23 protein-coding genes and 1 pseudogene are annotated in these 26,180 nt (G+C 56.7%); 17 read left to right on the forward strand and 7 right to left on the reverse strand.

All coding sequences use genetic code 11. The features are described from left to right. Positions 1 to 40: 40 nt before the first annotated feature. From F475_RS08585 to F475_RS08640, 11 genes and pseudogenes are all read left to right on the forward strand, one after another. Positions 41 to 1,444 carry a mannose-1-phosphate guanylyltransferase/mannose-6-phosphate isomerase gene (locus F475_RS08585; protein ID WP_111453699.1) on the forward strand — a complete coding sequence of 468 codons (1,404 nt, stop codon included), beginning with the start codon at positions 41 to 43 and terminating at the stop codon, positions 1,442 to 1,444. Positions 1,445 to 1,482: 38 nt separating this feature from the next. Beyond that, the gene (rfbB, locus tag F475_RS08590; protein WP_111453700.1) at positions 1,483 to 2,553 is read left to right on the forward strand and encodes a dTDP-glucose 4,6-dehydratase; all 1,071 of its coding nucleotides are present in this window, start codon (positions 1,483 to 1,485) and stop codon (positions 2,551 to 2,553) included. 44 nt (positions 2,554 to 2,597) lie between these two features. Then, positions 2,598 to 3,476: a glucose-1-phosphate thymidylyltransferase RfbA gene (gene rfbA, locus F475_RS08595; RefSeq protein WP_064616870.1), complete on the forward strand. Its 879-nt coding sequence runs from the start codon at positions 2,598 to 2,600 to the stop codon at positions 3,474 to 3,476. Beyond that, complete coding sequence (gene rfbC, locus F475_RS08600; RefSeq protein WP_111453701.1) at positions 3,473 to 4,012, forward strand: dTDP-4-dehydrorhamnose 3,5-epimerase; 540 nt, start codon at positions 3,473 to 3,475, stop codon at positions 4,010 to 4,012. The genes rfbA and rfbC overlap by 4 nt, the downstream gene beginning before the upstream one ends. Before the next feature lie 431 nt (positions 4,013 to 4,443). Beyond that, positions 4,444 to 4,734, forward strand: coding sequence for a hypothetical protein (locus F475_RS08605; protein ID WP_064616872.1), 291 nt, complete (start codon positions 4,444 to 4,446; stop codon positions 4,732 to 4,734). Positions 4,735 to 4,820: 86 nt separating this feature from the next. Continuing rightward, complete coding sequence (locus tag F475_RS08610; protein WP_173861152.1) at positions 4,821 to 5,933, forward strand: polysaccharide biosynthesis/export family protein; 1,113 nt, start codon at positions 4,821 to 4,823, stop codon at positions 5,931 to 5,933. A 14-nt stretch (positions 5,934 to 5,947) separates the two neighbouring features. Further along, on the forward strand, positions 5,948 to 6,607 hold the full coding sequence (locus tag F475_RS08615; RefSeq protein WP_064616874.1) for a YjbF family lipoprotein: 660 nt from the start codon (positions 5,948 to 5,950) through the stop codon (positions 6,605 to 6,607). After that, positions 6,604 to 7,371, forward strand: a complete 768-nt coding sequence (locus tag F475_RS08620; protein ID WP_111453702.1) for a capsule biosynthesis GfcC family protein — start codon at positions 6,604 to 6,606, stop codon at positions 7,369 to 7,371. The genes F475_RS08615 and F475_RS08620 overlap by 4 nt, the downstream gene beginning before the upstream one ends. 8 nt (positions 7,372 to 7,379) lie before the next feature. Then, positions 7,380 to 9,470 carry a YjbH domain-containing protein gene (locus F475_RS08625; protein WP_111453703.1) on the forward strand — a complete coding sequence of 697 codons (2,091 nt, stop codon included), beginning with the start codon at positions 7,380 to 7,382 and terminating at the stop codon, positions 9,468 to 9,470. Then, positions 9,467 to 9,826 carry a VanZ family protein gene (locus F475_RS08630; RefSeq protein ID WP_111453704.1) on the forward strand — a complete coding sequence of 120 codons (360 nt, stop codon included), beginning with the start codon at positions 9,467 to 9,469 and terminating at the stop codon, positions 9,824 to 9,826. The genes F475_RS08625 and F475_RS08630 overlap by 4 nt, the downstream gene beginning before the upstream one ends. A gap of 230 nt (positions 9,827 to 10,056) precedes the next feature. Further along, positions 10,057 to 10,281: pseudogene (locus F475_RS08640) on the forward strand (VanZ family protein); the annotation flags it as partial. 405 nt (positions 10,282 to 10,686) lie between these two features. On the opposite strand, the gene F475_RS08650 reads toward F475_RS08640, so the two are convergent. The 5 genes from F475_RS08650 to F475_RS08670 form a co-directional block, all read right to left on the reverse strand. Then, the gene (locus tag F475_RS08650) at positions 10,687 to 12,081 is read right to left on the reverse strand and encodes an undecaprenyl-phosphate glucose phosphotransferase (protein WP_018928262.1); all 1,395 of its coding nucleotides are present in this window, start codon (positions 12,079 to 12,081) and stop codon (positions 10,687 to 10,689) included. Between the two features lie 491 nt (positions 12,082 to 12,572). Then, positions 12,573 to 13,241: a winged helix-turn-helix domain-containing protein gene (locus tag F475_RS30675; protein WP_111453706.1), complete on the reverse strand. Its 669-nt coding sequence runs from the start codon at positions 13,239 to 13,241 to the stop codon at positions 12,573 to 12,575. 38 nt (positions 13,242 to 13,279) lie between these two features. Next, positions 13,280 to 14,035: an EAL domain-containing protein gene (locus F475_RS08660; protein WP_018928260.1), complete on the reverse strand. Its 756-nt coding sequence runs from the start codon at positions 14,033 to 14,035 to the stop codon at positions 13,280 to 13,282. Between the two features lie 12 nt (positions 14,036 to 14,047). Continuing rightward, positions 14,048 to 14,776: a winged helix-turn-helix domain-containing protein gene (locus F475_RS08665; RefSeq protein WP_018928259.1), complete on the reverse strand. Its 729-nt coding sequence runs from the start codon at positions 14,774 to 14,776 to the stop codon at positions 14,048 to 14,050. 607 nt (positions 14,777 to 15,383) lie between these two features. Then, positions 15,384 to 15,797, reverse strand: coding sequence for a VOC family protein (locus F475_RS08670; protein WP_111453707.1), 414 nt, complete (start codon positions 15,795 to 15,797; stop codon positions 15,384 to 15,386). Positions 15,798 to 16,043: 246 nt separating this feature from the next. On the opposite strand from F475_RS08670, the gene F475_RS08675 reads away from it, so the two are divergent. After that, positions 16,044 to 17,855, forward strand: a complete 1,812-nt coding sequence (locus F475_RS08675) for an ABC transporter ATP-binding protein (protein WP_018928257.1) — start codon at positions 16,044 to 16,046, stop codon at positions 17,853 to 17,855. 21 nt (positions 17,856 to 17,876) lie between these two features. Here F475_RS08675 and F475_RS08680 read toward each other — a convergent pair whose 3' ends face one another. Then, a complete protein-coding gene (locus F475_RS08680) occupies positions 17,877 to 19,094 on the reverse strand; it encodes a YbfB/YjiJ family MFS transporter (RefSeq protein WP_111453708.1) in 1,218 nt (405 codons plus the stop codon). 114 nt (positions 19,095 to 19,208) lie between these two features. Between F475_RS08680 and F475_RS08685 the strand changes: the two genes are divergently transcribed. Next, the gene (locus F475_RS08685) at positions 19,209 to 20,084 is read left to right on the forward strand and encodes a LysR family transcriptional regulator (RefSeq protein WP_111453709.1); all 876 of its coding nucleotides are present in this window, start codon (positions 19,209 to 19,211) and stop codon (positions 20,082 to 20,084) included. A gap of 30 nt (positions 20,085 to 20,114) precedes the next feature. Here F475_RS08685 and F475_RS08690 read toward each other — a convergent pair whose 3' ends face one another. After that, positions 20,115 to 20,630 (reverse strand): methylated-DNA--[protein]-cysteine S-methyltransferase, encoded by a 516-nt coding sequence (locus F475_RS08690; protein WP_111453710.1) that lies wholly within the window; start codon positions 20,628 to 20,630, stop codon positions 20,115 to 20,117. A 152-nt stretch (positions 20,631 to 20,782) separates the two neighbouring features. Here F475_RS08690 and ggt point away from each other — a divergent pair, with 152 nt between their 5' ends. From ggt to F475_RS08715, 4 genes are all read left to right on the forward strand, one after another. Beyond that, entirely contained in the window at positions 20,783 to 22,510 is a 1,728-nt protein-coding gene (gene ggt, locus F475_RS08695) for a gamma-glutamyltransferase (RefSeq protein ID WP_111453711.1), read from the forward strand. A 150-nt stretch (positions 22,511 to 22,660) separates the two neighbouring features. Then, positions 22,661 to 23,194, forward strand: coding sequence for a cysteine hydrolase family protein (locus tag F475_RS08700; RefSeq protein ID WP_111453712.1), 534 nt, complete (start codon positions 22,661 to 22,663; stop codon positions 23,192 to 23,194). Between the two features lie 253 nt (positions 23,195 to 23,447). After that, positions 23,448 to 24,479, forward strand: coding sequence for a lysozyme inhibitor LprI family protein (locus F475_RS08710; RefSeq protein ID WP_018928251.1), 1,032 nt, complete (start codon positions 23,448 to 23,450; stop codon positions 24,477 to 24,479). A gap of 223 nt (positions 24,480 to 24,702) precedes the next feature. Continuing rightward, positions 24,703 to 26,115 carry a cytosine permease gene (locus F475_RS08715; protein ID WP_086945331.1) on the forward strand — a complete coding sequence of 471 codons (1,413 nt, stop codon included), beginning with the start codon at positions 24,703 to 24,705 and terminating at the stop codon, positions 26,113 to 26,115. The last annotated feature ends 65 nt before the right edge of the window (positions 26,116 to 26,180 follow it).

Here is a 26,180-nt window from a genome sequence, read left to right on the forward strand (position 1 = left end):
TCGATCTAATCCAGGCTGTTACTTTTCGATGAGGTGCTAAATGATTCCGGTTATTTTATCTGGAGGCTCTGGCTCGCGCCTATGGCCACTTTCGCGACAACTGAACCCTAAACAATTCCTGTCGTTAATAGATACCAACCTTTCTTTGCTGCAGGCCACTATTCATAGACTTGATGGCTTGGAGATACAACCTCCCAGGCTCATTTGCAATGAAGAACATCGGTTCTTGGCTGCTGAACAGTTACGAAAGCTGGGTATGGAAGGTGCCAATATCCTGCTTGAGCCCGTAGGTCGTAATACGGCGCCAGCGGTAGCGTTGGCCGCGCTGCAGGCCACGGTCGAAGGTCAGGACCCGATGCTGCTGATTTTGCCGGCAGATCACACGATTAAAGATGTCGAGGCTTTCCAGGAGAGCATCAGGATCGCTCTTGGACTGGCAATGGAAGGCAAGTTAGTGACCTTCGCAATAGTGCCTACCTACCCCGAAACCGGGTATGGCTATATCGAGAAGGGCGACGATATCGGCGGCGGTTATAGAGTGAACCGTTTTGTCGAGAAACCTGATCTGGCAACGGCTCAAGAGTACGTGCTCACAAACAAATTTTTCTGGAACAGCGGCATGTTCCTGTTCCGTGCGAGCCGTTATCTGGAAGAGTTGCAAAAATTCCGGCCTGACATTTTGTCTGCGTGTATCGAGGCCTTGGGTAACGGTTCGCAGGATTTGAATTTCACTCGGGTTGACCGCGCTTTGTTTTCTGCGTGCCCCGAGGATTCTATCGATTACGCAGTAATGGAAAAAACCGCCGATGCGGTGATGGTCCCGATGAATGCCGGATGGAGTGACATAGGCTCTTGGTCCGCGCTTGCCGATGCCTTTGCAAAAGATGCTGACGGTAACGTGCTCAAGGGGGATGTCTTCGCCGAGAACACGTCCAATACCTATGTTCACGCCAATAGCCGTTTGATCGCGACTATTGGCGTCGAAGGGCTGGTCATCGTTGAAACCAACGACGCCATTCTGGTTGCGCGTAAGGATCAAGTGCAGGACGTTAAAAAAGTAGTGGAACGCCTCAAGCAGGCCGATCGTCACGAATACTCGAACCACAGAGAAGTCTATCGTCCGTGGGGCATGTATGACTCGATAGATAAAGGCACTCGGTATCAGGTGAAACGTATCACGGTGCAACCGGGTGCTAAGTTGTCGGTGCAGATGCATCACCACCGAGCCGAGCACTGGATCGTCGTCAGCGGTACGGCCAAAGTGACCAACGGAGAGCAGACTTATCTGGTCTCCGAGAATCAGTCTACTTACATCCCCATCGGTCAAGTGCATGCACTTGAGAACCCGGGTGTTATTCCCCTTGAACTGATCGAAGTCCAGTCGGGCTCCTATCTCGGCGAGAACGACATCGTAAGGTTTGAAGATAAATACGGCAGGGCATGACCGATTTCAGCTTTTTTTCGCCGCCAGGATCTCCTCTCATGTTAAAAAAAATCCTCGTTACCGGTGGTTCCGGTTTCATTGGGTCGGCCGTGGTGCGCCACCTGATAAGTGAAACCACTTGCAGGGTCGCGAACGTTGACAAGTTGACATACGCAGGTAATCCCGACTCCCTGTCCAGCATTGCCGAGTCGCCGCGTTATCACTTTTTCCAGGTCGATATCTGTGACGCTCAGGCGCTGGATCAGGTATTCGCGGCATTTCAACCGGATGCGGTGATGCACCTGGCCGCGGAGTCCCATGTCGACCGTTCCATCGACGGCCCCGCGGACTTTATCCAGACCAATATTGTTGGCACCTATACGTTGCTCGAAGCGACCCGACGTTATTGGAGCGGACTGTCGGAGCAGGTCAAACAGGCTTTTCGCTTTCACCATATCTCCACCGATGAGGTATATGGCGATCTGGAAGGGACCGATAGTCTGTTCAGTGAAACTACGCCTTATGCGCCCAGTTCACCTTATTCGGCGTCCAAGGCCAGTTCGGACCATTTGGTTCGGGCCTGGCAACGTACGTATGGCCTGCCGGTGTTGGTGACCAATTGCTCGAACAACTACGGCCCTTATCACTTCCCCGAAAAGTTGATTCCCCATGTGATTCTGAATGCCATCCACGGCCGGCCTCTGCCGGTCTATGGTGACGGCTTGCAGATTCGCGATTGGTTATTTGTAGAGGACCATGCGCGCGCGTTATGTGAGGTCGTGCGCCGGGGCAAGGTCGGTGAAACTTACAACATCGGTGGCCATAACGAGAAAACCAATCTTGAGGTCGTGGAAACCCTGTGCGATCTGCTTGAAGAGTTGGCTCCCAACAAGCCTACGGGCGTCGAGCGTTATCGCGAGCTGATTACCTTCGTCAAGGATCGGCCCGGGCATGATCTTCGGTACGCCATCGATGCAGGCAAGATCGAGCGTGAACTCGTTTGGCGGCCACAGGAAACCTTAGAGAGCGGTATACGCAAAACGGTCCAGTGGTATCTGGAGCATCAAGGTTGGTGGCAACGGGTCCTTAACGGTCAGTACCGGCCGGTGCGTCTTGGCCATACCGGCTGAAACATTCAAAACCTGCCTCTATTTAACTTCGAAGGGAATCCCCTATGAAAGGTATCATTCTGGCGGGAGGCTCCGGCACCCGCTTGCATCCCATTACCCGTGGTGTGTCCAAACAGCTGCTGCCGGTCTACGACAAACCGATGATTTATTATCCGCTGTCGGTATTAATGCTGGCGGGCATTCGCGAGATATTGATTATTTCCACGCCCCAGGACTTGCCCAACTTCCAGAACTTGCTGGGTGATGGTTCTTCTTTCGGCATTGAACTCAGTTATGCAGAACAGCCTTCTCCTGATGGCCTGGCGCAAGCCTTTCTGATCGGCGAGGAGTTCATCGGCGACAGCAATGTGGCGCTGATTCTGGGCGACAACATTTTCTACGGTTATGGCTTCAGCGCCTTGTTGCGCGAAGCGTCACAACGACAGACCGGTGCCACTGTTTTTGGATATCGAGTCAGCGACCCGGATCGTTTTGGCGTGGTCGAGTTCGACGAGAGCGGCAAGGCGATCTCGATCGAAGAGAAGCCTGCACATCCGAAGTCCGACCATGCTGTCACCGGTTTGTATTTCTACGACAAAGACGTGGTGAGCATCGCCAAGCAAGTCAAGCCTTCGGTACGCGGCGAGCTTGAAATCACCGACGTGAACAATGCTTATCTACAACGCGGGGATCTGCACGTCAGTGTGCTGGGGCGTGGTTTTGCCTGGCTGGACACCGGCACCCATGATTCGTTGATGGAGGCCGGGCATTTCGTCCAGACCATCGAAGCGCGGCAGGGCTTGAAGGTGGCCTGCCTTGAAGAGGTGGCCTATCACCAGGGTTGGTTGTCGGCTGCGGAACTGGATAAACAAGCCACCGCGTTACACAAAACCGGTTACGGACAATACCTGGCGCGCGTACTGACGACGGAGCCTTCGAAATGAATGTCATCAACACCCGGTTGCCCGGCGTACTGATTATCGAGCCCAAGGTGTTTGGCGATGCCCGTGGGTTCTTTCTCGAGAGTTATCACGAACAGCGTTATCGCGACGCCGGCATCGAGTTGCCTTTCGTCCAGGACAATCACTCACGCTCGCAGTATGGCGTATTGCGCGGTTTGCACTTCCAGCGGACCCGGCCCCAGGGCAAGTTGGTGCGGGTTACCCAAGGTGCGGTGTACGACGTGGTGGTGGACATCAATCCCGAATCGGCCACTTGCGGTGAACATGTAGGGGTCAAGTTGACCGCCGACAACCATCTGCAGCTATGGGTGCCGCCGGGTTATGCCCACGGCTTCTGCGTGCTCAGCGATACCGCCGATTTTCAATACAAATGCACCGATCTGTATTTCCCCGAGGATGAGGGTGGGCTGCTCTGGAATGATCCGGAGCTGGGCATTGCCTGGCCCGTTGAATCGCCTCAACTCTCGGAAAAAGACTTGCGCAACCCACGCTTGCGCGCGGTGTTGAACGGGGAATGACGGCTTAATATTGGTCTATAGTTAACATTAACTATTTATGACCTGATGTTATTTAGCCTTGAATGTTCAGTCACAATAGAACCTAGCGGGACAGGATGCCGGGAAAATCCTGACTAATAATAACAATAGGCGTGAAGGGGGAGTGACTTTTTCTCGGGAGTTTGTGCCGAAAATGCCTTCTCATGTAGCAAACATCTTGGAAAATTGCCTTTTTCCGTCAATAAGTCCTGCTCGGTGCAAGCGCTTTTGTCCATGATGTGACGAGGTTTGGCGTATGGCATGCACTCCCTATAAATGACATTCTCCAAAGGAGGCAATGTGCATGAACTGTCTCGTTCAATTGACGGGTGTCAGTTCATTCACCTGCTGTTCCATTCCCGGTCCCTTAGTCTCAAATCTAATGCAGAGTTGATGTCGAGAAGGAGTCTGATATGAAGAAACTACTTACGGCCGGCTTGCTGGCTGTCATGAGCACTGCAGCGTTGGCGGCGGATGAGCCGGCGAGCAAAACGGCGAGCGAAGCAGTGAGCGAAGAGGTGAGCGAGCCATTGTCCTTGAGTACCCCGCTGGTTGGGGGAGTGACGGTCGCAGAAACCGTGGTGATCGGCGCGGCCATTGTCGGCGCTGCGGCGGCCGCTTCAAACTCTGGAGGCAGTTCCAATGGCGGTACCTCTGGAACGGGTGGCACAACCGGTACTAGTGGTACGACGGGTACCAACTAAACCCCGCGAAGTATGTTGTTCAAGATCACTCAGAACTTTCTGGGTGATCTTGTTTTAGATTTGCCCTCGACTAGCGTAGTGCCATTATGATCCGTAGATTATCTGTTGTTATGCTGGCAAGTATCAGCTTGCACGGCTGTATGTTTTCGCCTGGTCAACACATGGACACCAGTCAAATGGTCAGTGACGGCTCTCCGGAAAGTAGCCGGGTGGAGCTTATTCCCATCACGCCTAAATTGATTGCCATGGATGCGGCCACGCAAGTTCGCGAATCCGTTCCCCCAGCGTTGTTGTCCTACGTTCCAGGCGGTTATCGCGTGGGTGCCAACGACCTGTTGTTTATCACGGTCTGGGATCACCCCGAGTTGACGGCGCCTTCGGGACCGCAACAGCAACTCGATGCCAACGGGCGTCTGGTGCGTCCGGACGGCACGTTGTTTTATCCCTACATCGGTAATATCCCGGCGGCCGGTAAAACCATCGAAGAGTTGCGGGCCTTTATTGCCGAGCGCTTGTCGCAATTTGTCGAAAGCCCCCAGGTCGACGTCAGCGTATTGCGCTTCGCCAGCCAGACCGTGGTGATTTCCGGTGCAGTGCTCAAAGCTGGCCAACAGCCGATCACTACCACACCGTTGAGCGTGGTGGAGGCCGTTGGCGCGGCCGGTGTGGACCCCTCGAACGCAGACCTGTCAGGCCTGACGCTGACTCGGGACGGGCGCGAATACAAGCTCGATCTGGACACCCTCAATCGCCAGGACTCACAGTTGCAAGGCGTTTACCTCAAGGGCGGCGACCGGCTGTACCTGCCCTATAACGACCAAAAGCGGATCTATGTCATGGGTGAGGTCAATTTGCCTCGCGCACTGAGCTTCAAAGGCAAGTCGATCAACCTGACCGATGCGCTGGGCACAGTGGGGGGCTTGAACCAGACCACCTCCAACGGCAATGCGGTGTACGTGATTCGCGGCGCCGACCACCTGGAAACCGAACCGGCCAAGGTGTTCCAGCTCGACGCAGAATCCCCTTCGGCCCTGGTACTGGCCACCCGTTTCGACTTGCAACCGCAAGACATCGTCTATGTCGGCCCGGCCGGCGTGACGCGCTGGAACCGTCTGATCAGCCAGCTTCTGCCTACGGCCACTGTCCTGGGGACCGGTGCCAGCTCACTTAACGATCTCAGCGAAGCCAACAGCAGATAAGGCTCAATCCCGCCGTGAAAACTTTGCCTACCTGCGCCAGTCTGACGATGGCGCTCTTGCTGTGCGGGTGTAACCCGTTGATGAAGGCCTCCTGGGACACCCTTGAGACATCTGTCGCGGGGCCTGCCTCTATCAATTTGACCCGTGCTCAGGTCGACGCTGTGCCATATCCGCAGATCCTGGTCACCACCCCCTCCAGTGAGGGCGTGATGGCCATGGCTCGTCGGCGGGGCGACCTGCAGTTCTGGGTCGCTTCCGGCAAGCAAGTGCTGCTGATGCGCGACGGCCTGGTGGTGCGCACTGTCGGGCTGGGCGTTTCCCTGGATGGCACTCGCTTCAATGAAGAGTCGCCCTTCAAACGCGGCCTTCAGCATTTGCCCGACGGCTATACCAGCACGCGCTGGATCGACATCTATAACGGCAACCGCATCGGTATCGCGGTCAACAGCCGTTTCAGTCCCCATGGCATCGAGACCATCAGCATTCTGGACAAGGATTACGCCTTGCTGCGCATTGACGAGCAGGTGGATGCACCCACCCTGAATTTCCGCGCCACCAACCGCTACTGGGTCGACCCCCAGGACGGTTTCATCCTGCGCAGCGAGCAGCATTTGACGCCGCAACTGTTTCTGAAAATCGTGCAGGTGCGCCGTGATCGGGGAGCTGCCCGGTGAAGTGTTCAAACCTTTTCTTGCTTGGTCTGCTGTTGATCGGCCCGGGCGTGGGCCAGGCGGCCGTCACGGTCAGCGGTGACGTGCGCAGCCCTGGTCAATTCGAAATCAAGCCCGGTGCGCGCTTGCTGGATGTCATTCGTAACGCCCAACCCAATGCCGAAAGTTACTGGCTGGGCGCGGCGTGGCTGCACCGTTCATTAGTGGACAAGCAGACGCGCTTGAAGGCGGGTGTCCTGTTCGATCTGAAACTGCTGCAACGGGGGGCCTTGCTCGATGGCAAAGGCACGCGAGCAGAGTTGAGCGCGCGCCTATATGAGCAGGTCGCGCAACTGCCGGTCACCGGACGTCAGGTCGCGGTGCTCGATCCGATCGCTGTGGAAACGGGGTTCGCCCGCAACGCGTTGCTGGATGATGGCGACCATCTGATTTACCCCCAGCGGCCGTCCACCGTGGAGGTTTTCGGGGCGGTCGCGCAGCCTTGTCAGGTGCCTTACCGAGCCCTGCAGGAAGTGCGTGCCTATGCCCGTGAGTGCGCCATTCTTGGTGACGCCGAGGGCGACTATCTGTGGCTGATCCAGCCCGACGGCCAGGTTCGGCGCGTGGGCGTGGCGGCATGGAATCGTGAGGACGGCATCATCGTAGCGCCCGGTAGCAAGATTCTGGTGCCGATCAGGAGCGACGATCTCGAGACGCCGACCCCAGAGCTCAATCAACAACTGGCCGAGTTTCTCGCCACGCAACCGCTGGCTGAGGTGGCCCCTTGAAGTGCCCGTTGAAGTTACGTTTTGCTGCTGCATTGCTCCTGCCCTGCGGATTGGCTCACGGTGAACCGCGCTACACCCAGAGTGATTTTGGTGGCGTCGGTCTGTTACAGACCCCCACCGCGCGCATGGCCCCGGCGGGAGAGTTGAGCGTCACGGCCAGCCGTACCGACCCTTATTCGCGCTACAGTTTTTCCTTGCAGCCACTCGATTGGCTGGAGGGCTCGTTTCGTTACACCGCGATCACCAACCGTAATTACGGCCCCGAGGACTTTAGCGACGGCCAGAGCTTCAAAGACAAGGCCATCGACTTGAAAGCGCGGCTTTGGGAAGAAACTCACTGGGCGCCGCAGGTCGCTATCGGCGCCCGGGATATCGGTGGTACCGGGCTGTTTTCCAGCGAGTATTTCGTCGCCAACAAGCGTTATGGCGACCTGGATTTCAGCCTCGGCATTGCCTGGGGTTATCTGGGTAATCGTGGGGATTTCAGTAACCCGCTGTCGGTATTGGGCAGCCAATTCAACGACCGGCCACAGAGCACGGCGGCTGTGGCCAGGGCAGGGGACGTGAACACCAACGCGTACTTCAGGGGCCGCCCTTCGTTGTTCGGTGGGATTGCCTATCAAACGCCCTGGGAACCACTGAGCCTGAAGATCGAGTACGAGGGCAACGATTACAAGAACGAGCCACTGGACAACCCGCTCAAGCAAGACCTGCCGATCAACGTCGGTGTGGTCTACAAGCTGGCCGACAGCGTCGACCTGAGCGCCGGTTGGGAGCGTGGCAATACGGCGATGTTCGGCATCACCCTGCACACCAACTTTGTCAGCCGCAAGGCACCGGTGAAGACCTATGACCCTCCCGCCGAGCCGCTGCCCGCGCAGGCACCGTTGACTCCGCCCGATCAAGTCAACTGGGCCGATGTCTCCAACCGGCTGCAGCAAAATGCCGGCTACAAGGTCAAACGCATTACCCAGCGCGGCTCGGAGTTGATGGTGTATGGCGAGCAGTCTCGCTATTTTTATTCGGCCAAGGCTGTCGGGCGGGCCAGCCGGATTCTCGATAACAGCGTCAATCAGGACATCGACTGGTTCACCCTGGTGAATCAGCGTTATGACATGTCTATCGAAGAAACCAGCGTGCCGCGAGAAACCTTCCGCGCGGTGGTGAACAACGACCAGCCGCTGAAGGATCTGCACCGTACGACCGAGGTTAACCCGGCGACTGCACACCGGGAAACCACGCTCTATACCCAGGCGCTGGAACCGTTCAGCTATGGCTTGGGCCTGGGCTACAAACAGAATATTGGCGGCCCCAATGGCTTGCTCTATCAGTTCACCGCTGATGCCGATGCGGAGTACCGTTTCACCCGCAACACCTGGTGGAGCGGCCTGCTCAGCGTCAACCTGCTGAACAACTACGACAAGTTCACCTACGACGCACCGAGCGGGTTGCCGCGAGTGCGCACCGATTTGCGTCAATACCTGACCACCTCCGATGTGACGATGCCAACGTTCCAGTTCAACCACGCGGCGCAGCTGGATCGGGACTGGTATGGCATGGTCTATGGCGGCTATCTGGAATCCATGTATGCCGGGGTCGGCAGCGAAGTGCTGTATCGACCCACGGGGAAACGCTGGTCATTGGGCGCCGATCTGAACTTTGTGCGCCAGCGGGACTTTGATCAGGGCTTCGGCCTGCGCGATTACCAGACCATAACGGGTCATGTCACCAGCTATACTGAATTGCCCAATGACATGCTTGCAGCGGTCAGCGTCGGGCGTTACCTGGCACGGGACTGGGGCACCACTGTCGACTTGTCACGGGAGTTCAAGAACGGCGTGAAGTTTGGCGGCTGGGTCACCCTGACCACGGCGTCGAAGGCGGAATATGGCGAGGGCAGCTTTGACAAAGGCATTTACATTTCCATCCCGTTCGACGAGCTGTTGAGTACCTCGACCATGCGTCGTGCCAATATCATTTGGACGCCACTGACTCGCGATGGTGGTGCGCGCCTGAACCGTGCCTACTCATTGCAGACCATGACCGACGGACGTGACAGCAGCTTGTTCTACAACAACTTCGAGAAAATTACCGAATGATCACATGGCTCAAAGGCTTGATCGAGTTGCCATTCTGGCTCCGGGGTCTGGTCTTTGCCGCGGTGACGGTGATTCTGCTGTACGCAGGTTTGCGTCCTCAGCCGATCCCGGAGTTGTTCGCCGAAGAGGACAAGCTTCATCACTGGATCGGCTTTCTGGTGTTTGCGTGCAGTTGCCGTCTGGCTTTCCCCTATGTGAAGTTTGTCTGGACAGCCTTGGGGTGTTTGCTCACCGGCGTACTCATTGAGCTCGCGCAAGGTTTGATGCCGTTACGCACGGCTTCGCCCTACGACATGCTGGCAAATAGTATCGGCGTGTTGATGGGGTTATTGATTTCAAGGTACTGGGTGCGTTGAGAAGGCGTTAGGCGCCTGGCAATTTGTCGGCATGTTGTAACCGTTGATCCTCGCTATATCCCCCTCCAGTAACACCTCTCTTGCCACTCCATCCGGCATATGTTCCGTAATGCAATCTGTAGTAGCTGCCGAGCCTGCGAGGCTGCGTTCGGCTGCGCAGCAGTCGTGAATCCGGCTGACGCGATCTACCTAATGCACCGCAAGTTCTGGCTGGACGACTGCTGCTCAGTCGAACTCAGCACTGGATACGATTTCTGGTGTTTGCGTGCAGTTGCCGTCTGGCCTTCCCCAATGTGAAGTTTGTCTGGACAGCCTTGGGGTGTTTGCTCACCGGTGTACTCATTGAGCTTGCGCATGGTTTGATTCCGCTGCGCACGGCCTCGCCCGACGACATGCTGGCAAATAGTATCGGCGTGTTGATGGGGTTATTGATTTCAAGGTACTGGGTACGTTGAAAAGGCGTTAGGCCCTCGGCATTTTGTAACCTTTGACCCTCGCTATATCCCCTCTCCAGCAACACCTCTTTTGCCACTCCATCCGGCATATGTTCCGTAATGCAATCTGTAGCAGCTGCCGAACTTGCGAGGCTGCGTTCGACTGCGCAGCAGTCGTGAATCCGGCTGACGTGGTTTGCCTGATGCACCGCAAGTTCTGGTTTGACGACTGCTACGCAGCCGAACGCAGCCTCGCAGACTCGACAGCTGCTACGGGCGAACGCAGCCGTCGGCAGTTGCTACAAAACAAAGGGTAAATGGGGTGAGGCGGGGAGAGGGGCTCCGGGCAGTCAGAGATCTGACTGCCCGGACTGCGGCTCAGTTAGCCACAAGCTGAAGAACAGGCGGGGGGGCGAATCGCAGCAGTTAATAGATGTCCTTTGAAAAAAGCGTAAAGGGCGTCTTGATCAGGATCTTGATGTCGAGCCACAACGACCAGTTGTTGATGTAGTTGAGGTCGATCTCCACGCGCTTTTGCATCTTGTCGAGGGTCTCGGTTTCGCCACGGCAGCCACTGATCTGGGCCAGCCCGGTGATGCCCGGTTTGATTCGATGACGGGCCATGTAGGCCTGGATCTTGCCGGTGTAGTAGTCGTTATGGGCAATCGCATGCGGCCGCGGTCCGACCAGCGCCATATGGCCTTGCAGTACGTTGAAGAACTGCGGCAGTTCATCGATGGACGTGCGTCGAATGAAACGGCCAACCGGGGTAATGCGTGGGTCTTCACGGCCGGCCTGGCGGACTTGATGGTCGTCGTGCAGGCGCATGGAGCGGAACTTCCAGACCTTGATGATTTTGCCGTTCCAGCCGTGCCGTTCCTGTTTGAAAATGATCGGCCCCGGGGAGGAGATCTTCACTGCGACGGCGATCACCAGCAGCAGTGGACTGAAGGCGATCAGCGCCAGGGCGGCGAGACCTCTGTCCAGCAGGGTCTTGCTGAGTGCCGCTGTCGGGTAACTGGTCAGCGGGCTTTCATTGAGGTGGATGGCGGGCAGGCCATCCAGCTCGCTGACGGAATGATTGAGCAACGTCATGCTGCCCAGGTCGGGAACCCAGACCACATCCACATTCGAGTCGAGAAGGTCGATGTACAGCGCTTCGACCTGTTTGGCTTCGCTCAAGGGCAGCGCGATGTACAACCGCCGGACATCGTGCACCCGGATCAGCTCGCGCAGCTCCTGCAACTGGCCCACGATCCGGTGGGTATTGACGTTGGTCGACAGCTCGTTGGGTTTTGAGCTGATCAGGCCGACCAGCGGCGGATACTCAGTTTTGGCCAGTTTGTCCGCCAGATTCACCGCCAGTTGGTCGGTGCCGATGATCAGGGTGTTATTTTGGCTGTGCAATTGCCGGTGGTAGTGTCTGGAAAAACTATGCAGAGGCAGGTACAGCAAGGCCTGCACGCAATAACCAGCCACAGCCCAGACCATGATGATTTCCCGGGAGAACAATTCGCTGGTCTTGCTGAGAAAGCCGATGCTGGTCAGGCCGGTCAGTGTCAGCAGCCACCCCAGCAGCAGTCGACCCAGGCCGGAGAGGTATCCATGCTGCTTGTGATAGACCAGCAGCAGGGAGTAAGAAGGGACCGAGCCCAGGAAAGTCAGCACGGCAAGCACACGATAATGAGCTTCGATTTCTCCTGTCTGGTACAACGCCAGAGCAAATAACAACGCATTGACCGAAGTGATGGCAATTATCCATTGCCCCCAGAAGGTCAGTCCTTTGGATATGCTGTTTCGATTAATACGATTATGTACCATCGCGGTGTCCCTCGGGCGTGCGCCACGTTGTGTATCAGTCGACGGTTAATAAATGGCAGCCACGCGCAAAGGCTGAGCGAGCGCAGTTCGGTCAGAGATTATTTTTATTATTGGAAGGGAATAACGCGGGCTATGGCTGGCCATCCGAATGTTGTTTTCAAGTCAGCTGATACGGTTGTCTCAGTGTCCGGTTTTTATACTAGTACCTTAATCTTTGTGGGTGTCTGACGAATTATAACGGACACCACTTCCAGGGCTCATGTTATAAAAGGTCGTGCTATTTTATTAGGAGGGCATCACTAAATCGTCTATAAAATTGCAGCATTCCGATAAGCGCTTGCCCGCCATGGGGAGGGATCCGGCAGGAACTATGGAGAGAAATATGTGCGAGGGACAGGCGGCGGGAAGTACGAGGTGAGGTGGTTAGGCAGTCAAGCGGTATCGGGTTGAGCGGGAAATCGCATTTATTGTTATTGTTTTTGCGATTTCAATCAGTATGCGATTCTGATCCTTTGTGCCAGGCAATAACCACGGTTTCTGACCGAGCGAATCAGGCGTTCCCCGTTGGCGGCAGTCTTGAATTTTTTCTGCAGTCGGCTCAAGCACATTTCAAGGCCGCTGTAATTCTCCGGGTCTTTATCGATGCGTAGAATAAGATCGTTCTTGCTGAGTACCCGTCGATCACTGATGACCAGTTGGGTGAGCATTAACGATTCGGTGCCGGTCAATGGGATGGTTATATCTTCCTTGATTAATGTTCTGTCGTCGGCATTAAACCACCAGATGTCGGGGTTACCCTGCGACTCTTTAACCCGGCTGACTGCAGAGATGAACTCGTCGTCTGCCACCGGTTTCTTGAGAAATCCATCAACCCCGAAGTGCGAGAAGTGATGAAGTTCTGAATGCTCCGAGTTGGGAGTTATGAGTATGATTTCCGCATCTTTTTGATTTTTGCGGATAAAACTGACATCGCTCAGCGAGATATCGGCCTGGTCGAGCAGGATGTGCGTGAATCGACTCTTTCGGATGCGTTCGCTGCTGAGTTTGCCAGATTCGATTTCAAAAGATAGATGCAGGCGTTGTGCGAGAAGCGATTCTATAGCTTGTCGTGCCAGTTGATCTCGGGTGAAAATTAGAAAGCTGTTGTTTGGCGTATTCACAATAAGGCTCCTTCCTAGTTTGGTGAAATTTTTTAAGCTTAAATAACCTCGGTAGGCGAGTAGTACCGCCCCTGGAAAAAATCGAAAGGCATGCTGCGGGCCAGTGTGTGCAGTGCTTTGTGCTCGACCCGGTCCGCAATGAATCTGATTTTGCTGTCATGGATCATGCTGCTCAGGCAGTCGTAGGACCTGTTGAAAAAGTCCTGACTGTTATCGACCATGATGTCGAAATTGGACCGGGTCAGGTCCACTTTTATGTAATCGAACAGCTTCGGGCTGATCAGTTTTTCAGCGCTGTCATCGCTTAAGTCATAGCCATCGAAAGCGATCTCGATCCCGTTGTCCTTCAATAAATGAATGTGATTGATAATGGTTCTTTTTTCTTTGAGGTTGAACGAAAGGAGCGAACTGCCATTAATGCTGGGGATTAGCTGTTGTTCATGCTTCTTGAGTGTCGTTTGAGCGTCGTTCAGTTCTCGGATGAACGCTTTATCCAATAACGCGGATTGGTTCATGGTCACGAATAATTTATTGGGTGTCTGTACGGATGGGGACGACGTGGCCTCGATCTGTGAAAGGGCATTTAATTGGATCCGCATCAGTACTTCACGATAAATCGCCAGTGGGTGATCGGGATGCAATGGCTGATACCCCTTGTTCAGAGGTGTCTGTTGTTTGGTCGCCTTGGCATAAATCTCACTGCCGAACAATTCATCGTTTCGCTTGAGGATTGATTGCCTGAAGAAAACCAATGCGAAGTTATCTTGCACGGTATATTGCCTGCTGGACTCCATTGTTTAGTCCCTTTAAGAATGAAAGTTTGCTTGCTTTACTGAGACGACCCCTCGAAGCAATCGATAGCCATAACCGCGAACACTATGAATGATGTTAATGCCGAAGTGCTTTTTGATTTTGTTTCGAAGGCGGCTTATGGATTTCTCCAGAACACGTGAGTCATAGAGTTTGATATTCAAACCCATGGATTCGGCCATGGAGTCATGGTGCAGGATATTACCTTCTGCATTGATAAGCGCATCCAGGGCTTTCATTTCCTGATAAGCCAGATCCAGTTTGAGCTCATCGTTGTATAAGTGCAGGCATGTTTGGTCCAAGGTCAACTTAATGGCAGGCTGCCATTCAGGTGTTTCGAGCAACTCTGAAATTAACCTGGCTTTTTCATCCTGGTCGTTAGGTACATTGATACAATGATCTGCACCGGCCAGGTAACATTCAATTTTGGTTTGCGGAGCGCGAAAATTGATTGCAACGATAATGGACAGTTCTGTTGGGCTCGTACGTAATTTCTTGATGAGCGCCAGGCAGTCATTAAGAATGGAAGGGCTTTCAATGTCGATTAGTACGGCATCGTGGGCTTGAGCTTCGCTATCTGGGTTTAATGGGTTTGTGTAATCTAATGTATATATATGCGTGAGATTGGGTGCAAATAACTGTCGAAGTTTCTCTGCCGAGCGCCAAGTGCGCCCAATAGCGAGAATACCCCTCTGGCTATTTTCGATTTTGCTCTCAGTACTCATCGTGCAAATTACTCATATGTGCTGGCGCTGCAATCTTAATACACATAATACTGAAATTATCTGACTTTTTATAACATTTTGAGCTTGTCAGCAGGTGCCATTCCATTGCCAGTAGTTTCAGTTGAATCAATGACATAGCCAACTGTGGAGGCTTTAGCCAATTTGATTTTTTGATATCCGATTTAGTTGGTGAGCGCCTTTGCGTCGGACTAGGCCCTCTAGGTTGACTTTTCTATGATCAACACTGAAGCGTGGCTGATCCGCGGATCGGGCTACAGAACGAGGCATCACAGAGAAGTCTTGCGTATAAACTGTGCGGAAGTCCGCATTTTTGATTTCTGGAGTTGATTTATAAGGATATTCCACGGTCTTCTATGGCAGTTTGGGTGCGCGCTCGAAAGGCGCCAGTTCAACTGTCGCCTCTTTTTAGGGCAAATGAGAGCGGGGGTATATTAATTTACTCCTTTTGCATTATATTTGTAATATTTTATGTCAAGAGCTGAATTTGTGAACAGTGTAGTTATTCTACCTAGTTATTGAATACAAAAAGCTAAGAATAATATCAAATGGCCATTATACTTAAGTATTAGTCTAAGGGGAGAGCCGGTCATAGGTCCTTTTCGCAATTAATCATCCATGACACGCCAAACCGATCGACCAGCATCCCGAAGCGTGCCGCCCAGAACGTTGTCTCCAATGGCATTTGAATACTCCCGCCTTGCGCCAATGCCGCAAACACTCGCTCTGCCTCAACCACACGGTCGACATTCAATGACACCGAACAACCGCTCATGCCGGCGCTGGGGCGATCGGGTGTGGTATCCGACCCCATGATCGACTGATCCCCGACCAACAGGCGCGTATGAATGATCAGGTTGTGGCAGTCCGCTGGCACATGGTCGCGAGCCGGAGTTTCGCCGAAGGTCATCATGACTTCGATCTGGCCAGGCAGGCTTTTGGCGTAGAAGTTGAAGGCATCCTGGCAGTCGCCGTTGAAGATCAGGTAGGGGGTGATTTTCATGTTCTGCTCCCGGTGATGGAGTGGGGCACATCGGTTGGACGTTCAGGTTCGTCTTCCAATCCCGATAGGCATTGACTCCTCATAGCAAAGCGCTAAAACGTGGTGAGCGACGATACTTTTTTAGATGTTTTTCCTATGGGCGAGGCGAGGCTTATCGCCTCATATCCACGTAAAGCGGGCGTCGCTCATTCCCCATACAGTATGACCTGCAGCGCCCCTTTACATCCGCCACCGAGTCCATCGCCCATGCCAGTCCTTACCCGTTTCGCCTCTTTGCTCGACCAGGCGAGGCGTGCCTTGTTGCTGGTCTGGGGTACGTCCCGCGGGCTGTTTCTGGGGTTGGTGCTGGCGACGCTGATCGCTGGTGTGCTGCCGGCACTGGCAGCCTGGTTGGGGCAGCGGATTGTCGACGCGGTAGTTACCGCGATGCAGTTGCACGCGCAACAGGGCAGCGCACCGTTGTGGCCGGTCGTGCGTTATGTGCTGTTTGAAGCGGGCGTGCTTGCGTTGCTGTCCGGGACGCAGCGTGCACTGTCGGTGCAGCAGTCGCTGTTGCGGGTGCAGTTGGGGCAGAAGGTCAACACGATGATTCTGGAGAAGGCCCAGACGTTATCGTTGGTGCAGTTCGAGAACTCCGAGTTCTACGATAAGCTGGTTCGGGTGCGGCGCGAGGCATCGACCCGGCCATTGGCGCTGGTGATGAAGTCGCTGGGGCTGATCCAGAACCTGATCGTGTTGATCAGCTTTGGCGTGTTGCTGGTGCATTTTTCGCCCTGGGCGCTGGTACTGCTGGTGGTCGGGGCGTTGCCGGTGTTCTTTGCCGAAGCGCACTTTTCCGGGGATGCCTTTCGGCTATTCACGCGCCGGGCGCCGGAGAGTCGGCAGCAAAACTACATCGAGACACTGCTCTCCCATGAGGGCTACATCAAAGAGGTGAAGCTGTTCGGCTTCGCGCCGCTGTTGTTGCAGCGTTATCGGGACACGTTTGCTCGTCTCTACGCCGAAGACCGGCGCCTGACGTTGCGTCGCGATGGCTGGGGATTTGTGCTGGGACTGCTGGGCACCGCGGCGTTTTATCTGGCCTATGCGTGGGTTGTGGTCGATACCGTTCACGGCAGCATCAGCCTCGGGCAAATGACCATGTACCTGGTGCTGTTCAAGCAGGGGCAGACGGCGGTAAGCAGCAGCTTGAGCGCGATCAGCGGTCTCTATGAGGATGGTCTTTACCTGTCGAGCCTCTATGAGTATCTGGCCGAACCGGTGGTGGCCGATGCCGGAAGCCTTACAGTGGGTGCGGTGCCCGGCGATGGGTTGCGTTTCGAGAGTGTCGGTTTCCGTTATCCGGGGGCGAGCCGCGCTGCTTTGCAGGGCATCGATCTGCATCTGTTGCCCGGACACAGTGTCGCGCTGGTGGGGGAAAACGGCTCGGGTAAAACCACGCTGATCAAGTTGCTGACGCGGTTGTATCGCCCTGATCAGGGCCGCATTCTGTTGGATGGCAGTGATTTGCAGGCCTGGGAAGAAGAGGCGCTGAGACGGCGCATCGGCGTGATCTTCCAGGACTACATTCGCTACCAGTTCTCCGTCGGCGAGAACATTGGTGTGGGCGACACCCTGGCGTTCAACGATGAAACCCGTTGGCAGCAAGCGGCCGCCGAAGGCATGGCCGCGCCTTTCATCGAGCGTCTGGATCGTGGTTACGCCACGCAATTGGGACGGTGGTTTGCCGGTGGGCAGGAACTGTCCGGTGGGCAATGGCAGAAGATCGCCTTGTCTCGCGCCTACATGCGCCGCGACGCCGATATCCTGATCCTGGACGAACCGACCTCGGCCCTGGATCCGGCGGCGGAAGCGGCGGTGTTCGAGCATTTCAGCCAACACACCGAAGGGCGCATGACGTTGCTGATTTCTCACCGCTTCTCCAGCGTGCGCAATGCCGACCACATCATCGTGCTGGACCAGGGGTCGATCCTTGAGCGAGGCGATCACGACAGCCTGGTCGCGGCGGGTGGGCGCTATGCGCAGTTGTTCAACGTGCAGGCGCGTGGTTATCGATAGCCGCAAACTTGGGTTGCGCGATCATGAACAACCCACCGGCATCATCCGGTCGCGCAGGTTCAGCAAGCGCAAGGCCTGTTCCAGCAAGAGTGCGACGACGATGGCACCGGCCGCGATGACGAACAGTAACCCGTGATGACCGCCGCTGGCGTTGAACAGCGCCGAGTAGGCAAACCCGGCGATGGCCTGAAAGGTTGCAAATGAAACCGTGGCGCGGCTCCAGGCCACTTGCTGCTGATGGTGTTGTGGCACCAGCTCATGCACCCGGGCCAGCGCCAGCGGCACGATGCCCGGCGGGAACGAACCGAGGATGACTGCCAGCAGGGCCAGGGCGGTGAACGAACTCGATATCGCCAGCAGGCCGACGGCAATCGCCTGCACCACCAGGACCACGCGGATGCTCAGCTTCGCCCCCAGTTGATCGGCCAGAAAGCCATAACTCACCGGCCCGACTATCGCGCCGAGGCCGTACATCACCCAGATCAGTGCACCGACATGGGGCCCGGCACCGAGGCCGCGTGCCACGTAATCCACCAGAAACACCATGGCTGGCACCAGCCCGGCAGCCATGAACGCGTACTGTGCAAACAGCAGATAAAGGTTGGGATCAAACGGCGATTTGGTGTACTGAGCGTGCGGTGCAGCCGTTTCATTGGCAACGGATGACGGCCAGCCAAACCAGCTGGCGGCGGTCAGAATCAAGGCCAAGGCGCCGAGCCCAAGCCAAGTGTTCTGTAAGCCAAGGCTCAGCAGTGGCGGAACGAGGGTGCCTGAGCCGGCGATGCCCAAGCCGATGCCCAGGAAAATCGCACCGCTGGCCAGGCCTCGGCGCGAGGCGGGCACATGGGGCAACACGGTCGCCGCCACCAGTACCATGATCGCGCCACCGGCAATCCCCGACAGCAATCGCCAACCGAAGAACCAACTCACCGATAACGGAAAGGCACAGGCAAAAAATGCCAGTGTCACCGCCAGCATCATCAGCCGCAAAGCGGCTTTGTTGGATGTGCGACGGGCCAGCGGATGGCCGATCAGTGCGCCGATCAAGTAGCCCACCAGATTGGCGGCGCCGAGGTACACCACGTCGCTGGCGGAAAACCACTGGGCCTGAATCAACGACGGTATCAACGGCGTGTAGGCAAAACGCGCCAGACCAATACTGACCAGGCTGGCGCAGAGGCCGGCGAAGATCGGCAGCCAGATCGCGCTGCGCCCAGTGTCGAGGGAGGTGCTGTGCATGGGAGCGGTCCTGTGAATTTGTGCTTGGCCTCAAGCATATCGAGGAACGCTGATGCAATATTGCTGCGATTTCGCGCTACGATGATGCGTATATGCATCGCTACAGGAAACGCCATGAATTGGGATGATGCGCGAGTGTTTTTGGCGGTTTGTCGCGAATCGACATTACGCGGTGCAGCGCGGGTGCTGAAGGTCGATCAGGCAACCGTCGGCCGGCGAATCGCCGCGCTGGAAAAATCGTTGAGCGCGACCCTGTTTCTGCGCACCTCCGAGGGCTATGCGCTGACAGCGGTCGGAGAAGCGGCGTTGCAATCCGTGGAAAGGATGGAGCTCTCGGCATTTGAGCTGGAGCGACAGATTCAGGGTCTCGACGAACGATTGATCGGCAATGTGCGCGTCAGCACTACCGATTCTCTGGCCATCGATTTTCTGATCCCGGCCATCGCTCGTTTGCATGCGGTGCACCCCGACGTGCGGGTGCAGTTAGACGCCTCCACGCAAATCCTCAGCCTGGCCAAGCGTGAAGCCGACATCGCCGTGCGCAACACCCGGCCGGACAACCCCGACCTGATCGCCCGGCGCATCGCGCGCTGGCCGGTGGGGCTGTTCGCCTCGCGAAGTTATGTCGAGGCCAACGGCATGCCGCAACCGGGCTCGGCCTTCGAGGGGCATGATCTGGTGGTGTATCAGCCGTACTTGCAGGGCAACAAGAACATGACCCTGGTCTCGGAACCCCTGAGCCGTGGGCGGATTGTCGCCAGCCTGAGTTCCAGCCTGCTGGTGCGTCGTTCGATTGCCGCAGGTCTCGGGGTGGGGGAGATCCCGGTGTACATGGGCGAGCGCGATGGGCTGGTCAGGCTCTGGCCGGAACGCACGCGCCCGCTGCCGTATGAAGTGTGGCTGGTGACCCATGCGGACCTGCGCCACACCGCGCGGGTGCGGGCGGTGATTGAGCAGATTGTCGAGGCGTTTGCACTGGAGAATGAATAAGTCAGGCTGCTCGTGTCGGTGCCCATTCAGTCAAAACAAATCACCCATCCTGCCGGCCCCCGACCATTCACAGCCTTCCAGCGTCAGCAACCGTTCTTTGGCCTCAAGCCCCCCGGCAAACCCCGTCAATTTCCCCGACGCCCCAATCACCCGATGACACGGCGCGACGATCGATATCGGATTTTTGCCGTTGGCCGCACCCACCGCCCGAACCGCGCTGGGATTGCCGATCTGCCGGGCTATCTCGCTGTAGCTGCGCGTCTCGCCAAACGGAATCGTCAGCAATGCCTGCCACACCTGCTTCTGAAAGTCCGTCCCGGCAAAGTCCAGTTCCAGCTCGAAATGATTACGCGTGCCGGAAAAGTATTCCCGCAACTGCTGTGCGGCGCGTATCAGGATCGGGTTGTCCGCCGCTTCACTCATCGGCCCCAGTCTTACCCGACCGGGTTTGTCGTTTTCCCAGAGGATGGCCGCCAGACGCGTGCCTTTCGCGACCAGCTTCAACTCGCCGACCGGCGACGCCAGGGTGGTAAATGTGTAGGTCATGCCGGCGGACTCCGCACACGTGCTGAACAGGGGCCCAGCATACTGCCTCGCCGGGGAGGCGCAATACGCAATAGCAGCCATACTTGCCAACTGCTTTTGAACCGTTCCCTCTGTTTTTCCACAGAGCCTAAAAACAAAAAAGAGACCGACCCATGAAGTTAGAACCTTTTGCCAAAGCGCTCGTGGCGACCTCATTGGCGCTGAGCTGCCTGACGGCTCAAGCGGCCTCCGTTGCCCCGGTCGCGGCCGAAAATGGCATGGTCGTCACCGCCCAACATCTGGCCAGCCACGTCGGCGTCGATGTCCTCAAGAATGGCGGCAACGCCGTCGATGCGGCGGTTGCGGTGGGTTATGCGCTGGCGGTGGTGTACCCCGCTGCAGGCAACCTGGGCGGCGGCGGTTTCATGACGATTCAATTGGCGGACGGGCGCAAGACCTTCCTCGACTTCCGTGAAAAAGCGCCGCTGGCCGCCACGGCCGACATGTACCTCGACAAGCAGGGCAACGTCATCCCTGATCTCAGCACCCGCGGCCACTTGGCCGTCGGCGTGCCGGGCACTGTGTCTGGCATGGAGCTGGCGCTGAAGAAATTCGGCACCAAACCCCGCAAGGAAGTGATCGCCCCGGCGATCAAGCTTGCCGAAGACGGTTTTGTGCTGGAGCAGGGCGATGTCGATTTGCTGGAGTACGCCACAGACGTCTTCAAGAAAGACATGCGCGACTCGGGCTCGATCTTCCTGAGCAATGGCGAGCCGATGCAGGTCGGGCAGAAACTCGTGCAAAAAGACTTGAGCAAAACCCTGCGGGAAATTTCCGAGAAGGGCGCCGACGGCTTCTATAAAGGCTGGGTGGCCGACGCCATTGTCACCTCCAGCCAGGCCAACAAGGGCATCATCACCCAGGCCGACCTCGACAAATACCAGACCCGCGAACTGGCACCCATCGAGTGCGACTACCGCGGCTACCACGTGGTCTCGGCGCCGCCGCCAAGCTCCGGCGGTGTGGTGATCTGCGAGATCATGAACATCCTCGACGGCTACCCGATGAAAGACCTCGGCTACCGCTCGGCGCAGGCCATGCACTACCAGATCGAAGCGATGCGCCACGCGTATGTGGACCGCAACAGCTACCTCGGCGACCCGGACTTCGTGAAAAACCCCATCGCCCATTTGCTGGATAAAAACTACGCGACCAAAATCCGCGCCGCCATCGATCCGCAAAAGGCCGGCGTGTCCCGCGAACTCAAACCCGGTGTAGCGCCCCACGAAGGCAGCAACACCACCCATTACTCGATAGTCGACAAATGGGGCAACGCGGTGTCGGTGACCTACACCCTCAACGACTGGTTCGGCGCCGGCGTGATGGCGAGCAAAACCGGGGTCATCCTCAACGATGAAATGGATGACTTCACCTCGAAAATCGGTGTGCCGAACATGTACGGCCTGGTGCAGGGCGAAGCGAATGCCATCGCCCCTGGCAAGGCACCGCTGTCGTCCATGAGCCCGACCATCGTCACCAAGGATGGCAAAGTCGTCATGGTCGTCGGCACCCCCGGTGGCAGTCGCATCATCACCGCAACCTTGCTGACCATCCTCAACGTGATCGACTACGGCATGAACATCCAGGAAGCGGTGGATGCGCCGCGTTTCCATCAGCAATGGCTGCCGGAAGAAACCAACCTGGAGAACTTCGCCACCAGTCCGGACACCAAGAGGATGCTCGAAAGTTGGGGGCACAAGTTTGCCGGCCCGCAGGACCCCAACCATATTGCGGCTATTCTGGTAGGTGCGCCTTCGCTGGAAGGCAAACCTGTGGGCAAGAACCGGTTCTATGGGGCGAACGACCCACGGCGTAATACCGGGTTGTCACTCGGTTACTGAAACAGGCGATCATCGGCCACCCCGACTCCCTGGGTGGCCTCGATCCCCGACCCTTGAACGTATCCTCGCAAAACTTAGCCTCGCAAGTTGCTACAGGCTAGAAGGGAGTTGAATTCCATCGTTCCAGCGACCTGTCTAAGGAAGGAAGCCATGAGCACCGCACTCCTGATCATCGATGTCCAACGCGCGCTGTGCACCGGCGAGTATGAATGCTTCGACATCCAGCGCGTCATCGACACCATCAACGGCCTCAGCACCAAAGCCCGAGTCGCCAATATTCCGGTCATCCTGATCCAGCACGAAGAAGAGGGCGACCTGCTGCAATACGGCGCCGAAGGCTGGCAACTGGCCGACGGCCTGAAGACGTCACCCCACGACCTGCGCGTGCGCAAAACCACTCCGGACTCGTTCTACCAGACCCACCTGCATGAACATCTACAAGAGCTGGACGTCGAACGCCTGATTATCTGCGGCCTGCAAACCGACTACTGCGTCAACGCCACGGTCCGTGAGGCATTATCGCGAGGCTACGACGTGGTGCTGGCGTCCGATGCTCATTCCACAATCGACAATGGCACGATGAGCGCCGAAGACATCATCACCGAACACAACAAGGATCTGGCGCACCTGACCGGTTCCGTGGCGCGGATCGATGTCGTGCCGGCCAGCGAAATCAATATCTGAAAGCATCGGTGGTTCCTGGATGTATTTCCCTCTCGCTTCAAATGAAACGGGCGCCGATCATGGCGCCCGTTTTTTGTTCAATCCGTCTGTAGCCGCCGCACCACCGCCTGAAAACGCTCCGACGCAATCCAGTCCGGATCCGCGTGCTCCTTTACGCTTCCTGCTGGATTTGTGGCGAGCGAGCCATACCAAAACAAGCGCCTTTTCACGTTTGTCTCGGCATACTGGCGCGCTCAAAGAATGGAATCTGCCCATGCCCCCGACCTTGTTCTGCTCTAACGCTCGCCGCGCTTTACTGCTGGGGTTTCTCGCATTCTCTGCCGCAGCCCATGCCAGTAGCTTCGATTGCACCAGCGCCGCCAGCTCCAGTGAAAAAGCCATTTGCGCCGACGCTTACACGTCGAAGCTGGACCAAAAACTGGGAGCGGTCTGGCGCTCGACGCTGGAAAAAGTCACCGCCCCTAAAGCGTTAAAAGCAGACCAGCGTCAGTGGTTGAAACAACGTAACCGCTGCGCAGACCAAATCGATTGCCTGCGCCAACAGTACTTGATGCGCATCACTGAACTCGAACACGCGGCCATTCCGTTTACCTGGGACGCGACTTGGCAGCGCATTCCCTGGGGCGTTTCGACGGGAGCTGAGTTGAAGACAAAGCGTCGGGATTCGACTCATCTCGTCTTCGAAGTTTCTGCCGCGAGCGGCGCCAACTCTGGCGACCTGGATGGCGTCGCCAAACTGGATGGCACTCAGGCGCATTACGTCGAAGGTGCATGCGCGTTGACCTTCCAAGCCATCAACGGCGTGCTTGATGTCACCCAGGACGGCGCCGATGCCGATTGTGGTGCGGGCATGGGCGTGTTCTATGCCGGGCGCTATGTCGCGTCGGAACAGCCCTTGGCTCTGGACAACGATTTGCTGAGTCTGGGGTTGGCGCGTACACAGCAAGAAGACGATGCATTGCGGCAATTGCTCAAGGACGATTACCAGACGCTGGTGGACAGCAGCAGTTCCAGGCTGATCGGCGATGAGTCGAATGACCTGCCGGGCGCCGAAGTGACTGAAATGTGGGTACGCGGGCTGGGCAATACCAACGCCGCCATCCTCATGCGTACAGCGGACGTTCGATTTTGGCTAGTGCTGCTGGTGTTCGATGAGCAGAACAATTCCCGAGCCCGTTACTACACCAACGCGTCGGATTGGAAAGGCCGCTTACCCGATGTGCTGCAGCATTGGTATGACGAGCGAACGAAAGGGCAGGTGATGCCGTTGGATCTGATGCCTTAATGCAATCTCGTTGGCGACCGCGCTAATGCGACGCTGACGAGTAGTTATGTCTAGACTCGGTTGTTGGCTCGATAGAAGTGGGCGGTAACGGAACAACAGAAATAAAAGCACGCCCCAATGCCGGTAAGTTAAGAAAATTGAGCGACGAAAGCCTCGCTCCCACAGGATCTGCACTTTGGCTCACTGGCATTAGCGTCTACCTCAATAAGAAGAGAACACAAAAATGACCAAGGTCAGCGATACCCAGCAGCGAAGTCCCCTGATCGAGACACGCTCGATCGATTACATCCCCGAGGCCGAGCGCCATGGCAGCCTCTACAGCCAGTTCACCCTGTGGCTCGGCGCCAATCTGCAGATCACGGCGATTGTGACTGGCGCTCTGGCCGTGGTGCTGGGTGGCGATGTGTTCTGGTCACTCATTGGTTTGCTGGTCGGCCAGTTGCTCGGCGGCGCGGTGGTGGCGCTGCACGCTGCACAAGGACCCAAGCTCGGGCTGCCGCAGATGATCTCCAGTCGCGTGCAGTTCGGGGTCTATGGGGCGGCGATTCCGATTGTGCTGGTGTGTCTGATGTACCTCGGCTTCAGCGCCACCGGCGCGGTACTGTCGGGGCAGGCGATTGCCCAGTTGGTCCATGTCAGCGACAGCGCCGGCATCCTGATTTTCGCCTCCTGCATCGCGTTTCTGACCCTCTTCGGTTATCGGGTTATCCACTTGGTGGGCAGGGTGGCGAGCGTGCTGGGGATCATCGCCTTCGTCTATCTGTTTACCCGGTTGATGACGCTCAACGATATCGGTCTGTTGCTGGAAAACCGCCATTTCGGCTGGAGTACTTTCTTGCTGGCGGTGTCTCTTTCCGCATCCTGGCAGATCGCGTTCGGCCCTTATGTGGCCGACTACTCACGCTACCTGCCGAGCAAGACCTCGTCCTGGAAGACGTTCACCGCCGTCGGCCTGGGGACGGTGGTGGGGGCCCAGGCTTCCATGGTGCTGGGAGTGTTCGCCGCTGCGTTGGCGGGCGCAAATTTTCGTGGACATGAGGTCGCCACCATCGTCGGGTTGGGCAGTACCGGGGTGATGGCCTCCCTGCTGTACTTGAGCGTGGTGTTCGGCAAGGTCACGGTGTCGACCCTCAACGCTTATGGCAGCTTCATGTGCGTGGCCACCATCATCAGTGGCTTTCGTCGTGGCTTCGAAATATCCGCCGGTAAACGCATGCTGTTTGTGCTGGTGATTGTCGGCGCGTCCACCACGCTGGCGCTGCTGGGGCAGTACTCGTTCCTGAGCACGTTCAAGTACTTCATCCTCTTCCTGCTGACGTTTTTCACGCCGTGGAGCGCGATCAACCTGGTGGATTACTACTTCATCAACAAGGAGCGCTATGACATCCCGGCGTTGTCCGACCCCGCGGGGCGTTATGGCCGTTGGAATGTGTTGGGGATCAGCGTGTATGTGCTCGGTGTGTTGGTCCAGCTGCCTTTTGTCGACACTCACTTCTACTCCGGACCAATGGTCGCGCAGCTCGGTGGTGTCGATATTTCCTGGATCGTCGGGCTGGTGGTGCCGGGCATGCTCTATTACTGGCTGGCCAGGACATCTGCGCTTGCGGTGTCGGTCGAGCGCAGTTCGCAGGCTTGAGTGCCCGGTCATCAAAGGGGGCAGGGCGGGCGCGCGGCTAACTACCGGGTCCTCGAGCGTCTCCT

It is taken from the genome of Pseudomonas sp. URMO17WK12:I6, assembly GCF_003253625.1.
Lineage (GTDB): Bacteria > Pseudomonadota > Gammaproteobacteria > Pseudomonadales > Pseudomonadaceae > Aquipseudomonas.

Bases quoted from the DNA above. Each gene is read 5' to 3' on its own strand.
- F475_RS08685 (WP_111453709.1), top strand. From the start codon at position 19,209: ATGAATTGGGATGATGCGCGAGTGTTTTTGGCGGTTTGTCGCGAATCG.
- F475_RS08675 (WP_018928257.1), top strand. From the start codon at position 16,044: ATGCCAGTCCTTACCCGTTTCGCCTCTTTGCTCGACCAGGCGAGGCGT.
- F475_RS08665 (WP_018928259.1), bottom strand. From the start codon at position 14,776: ATGAGTACTGAGAGCAAAATCGAAAATAGCCAGAGGGGTATTCTCGCT.
- F475_RS08710 (WP_018928251.1), top strand. From the start codon at position 23,448: ATGCCCCCGACCTTGTTCTGCTCTAACGCTCGCCGCGCTTTACTGCTG.
- F475_RS08630 (WP_111453704.1), top strand. From the start codon at position 9,467: ATGATCACATGGCTCAAAGGCTTGATCGAGTTGCCATTCTGGCTCCGG.
- F475_RS08670 (WP_111453707.1), bottom strand. From the start codon at position 15,797: ATGAAAATCACCCCCTACCTGATCTTCAACGGCGACTGCCAGGATGCC.
- rfbA (WP_064616870.1), top strand. From the start codon at position 2,598: ATGAAAGGTATCATTCTGGCGGGAGGCTCCGGCACCCGCTTGCATCCC.
- F475_RS08605 (WP_064616872.1), top strand. From the start codon at position 4,444: ATGAAGAAACTACTTACGGCCGGCTTGCTGGCTGTCATGAGCACTGCA.
- F475_RS08660 (WP_018928260.1), bottom strand. From the start codon at position 14,035: ATGGAGTCCAGCAGGCAATATACCGTGCAAGATAACTTCGCATTGGTT.
- F475_RS08585 (WP_111453699.1), top strand. From the start codon at position 41: ATGATTCCGGTTATTTTATCTGGAGGCTCTGGCTCGCGCCTATGGCCA.
- rfbB (WP_111453700.1), top strand. From the start codon at position 1,483: ATGTTAAAAAAAATCCTCGTTACCGGTGGTTCCGGTTTCATTGGGTCG.
- rfbC (WP_111453701.1), top strand. From the start codon at position 3,473: ATGAATGTCATCAACACCCGGTTGCCCGGCGTACTGATTATCGAGCCC.
- F475_RS08715 (WP_086945331.1), top strand. From the start codon at position 24,703: ATGACCAAGGTCAGCGATACCCAGCAGCGAAGTCCCCTGATCGAGACA.
- F475_RS08690 (WP_111453710.1), bottom strand. From the start codon at position 20,630: ATGACCTACACATTTACCACCCTGGCGTCGCCGGTCGGCGAGTTGAAG.
- F475_RS08680 (WP_111453708.1), bottom strand. From the start codon at position 19,094: ATGCACAGCACCTCCCTCGACACTGGGCGCAGCGCGATCTGGCTGCCG.
- F475_RS08650 (WP_018928262.1), bottom strand. From the start codon at position 12,081: ATGGTACATAATCGTATTAATCGAAACAGCATATCCAAAGGACTGACC.
- F475_RS08610 (WP_173861152.1), top strand. From the start codon at position 4,821: ATGATCCGTAGATTATCTGTTGTTATGCTGGCAAGTATCAGCTTGCAC.
- F475_RS08700 (WP_111453712.1), top strand. From the start codon at position 22,661: ATGAGCACCGCACTCCTGATCATCGATGTCCAACGCGCGCTGTGCACC.
- ggt (WP_111453711.1), top strand. From the start codon at position 20,783: ATGAAGTTAGAACCTTTTGCCAAAGCGCTCGTGGCGACCTCATTGGCG.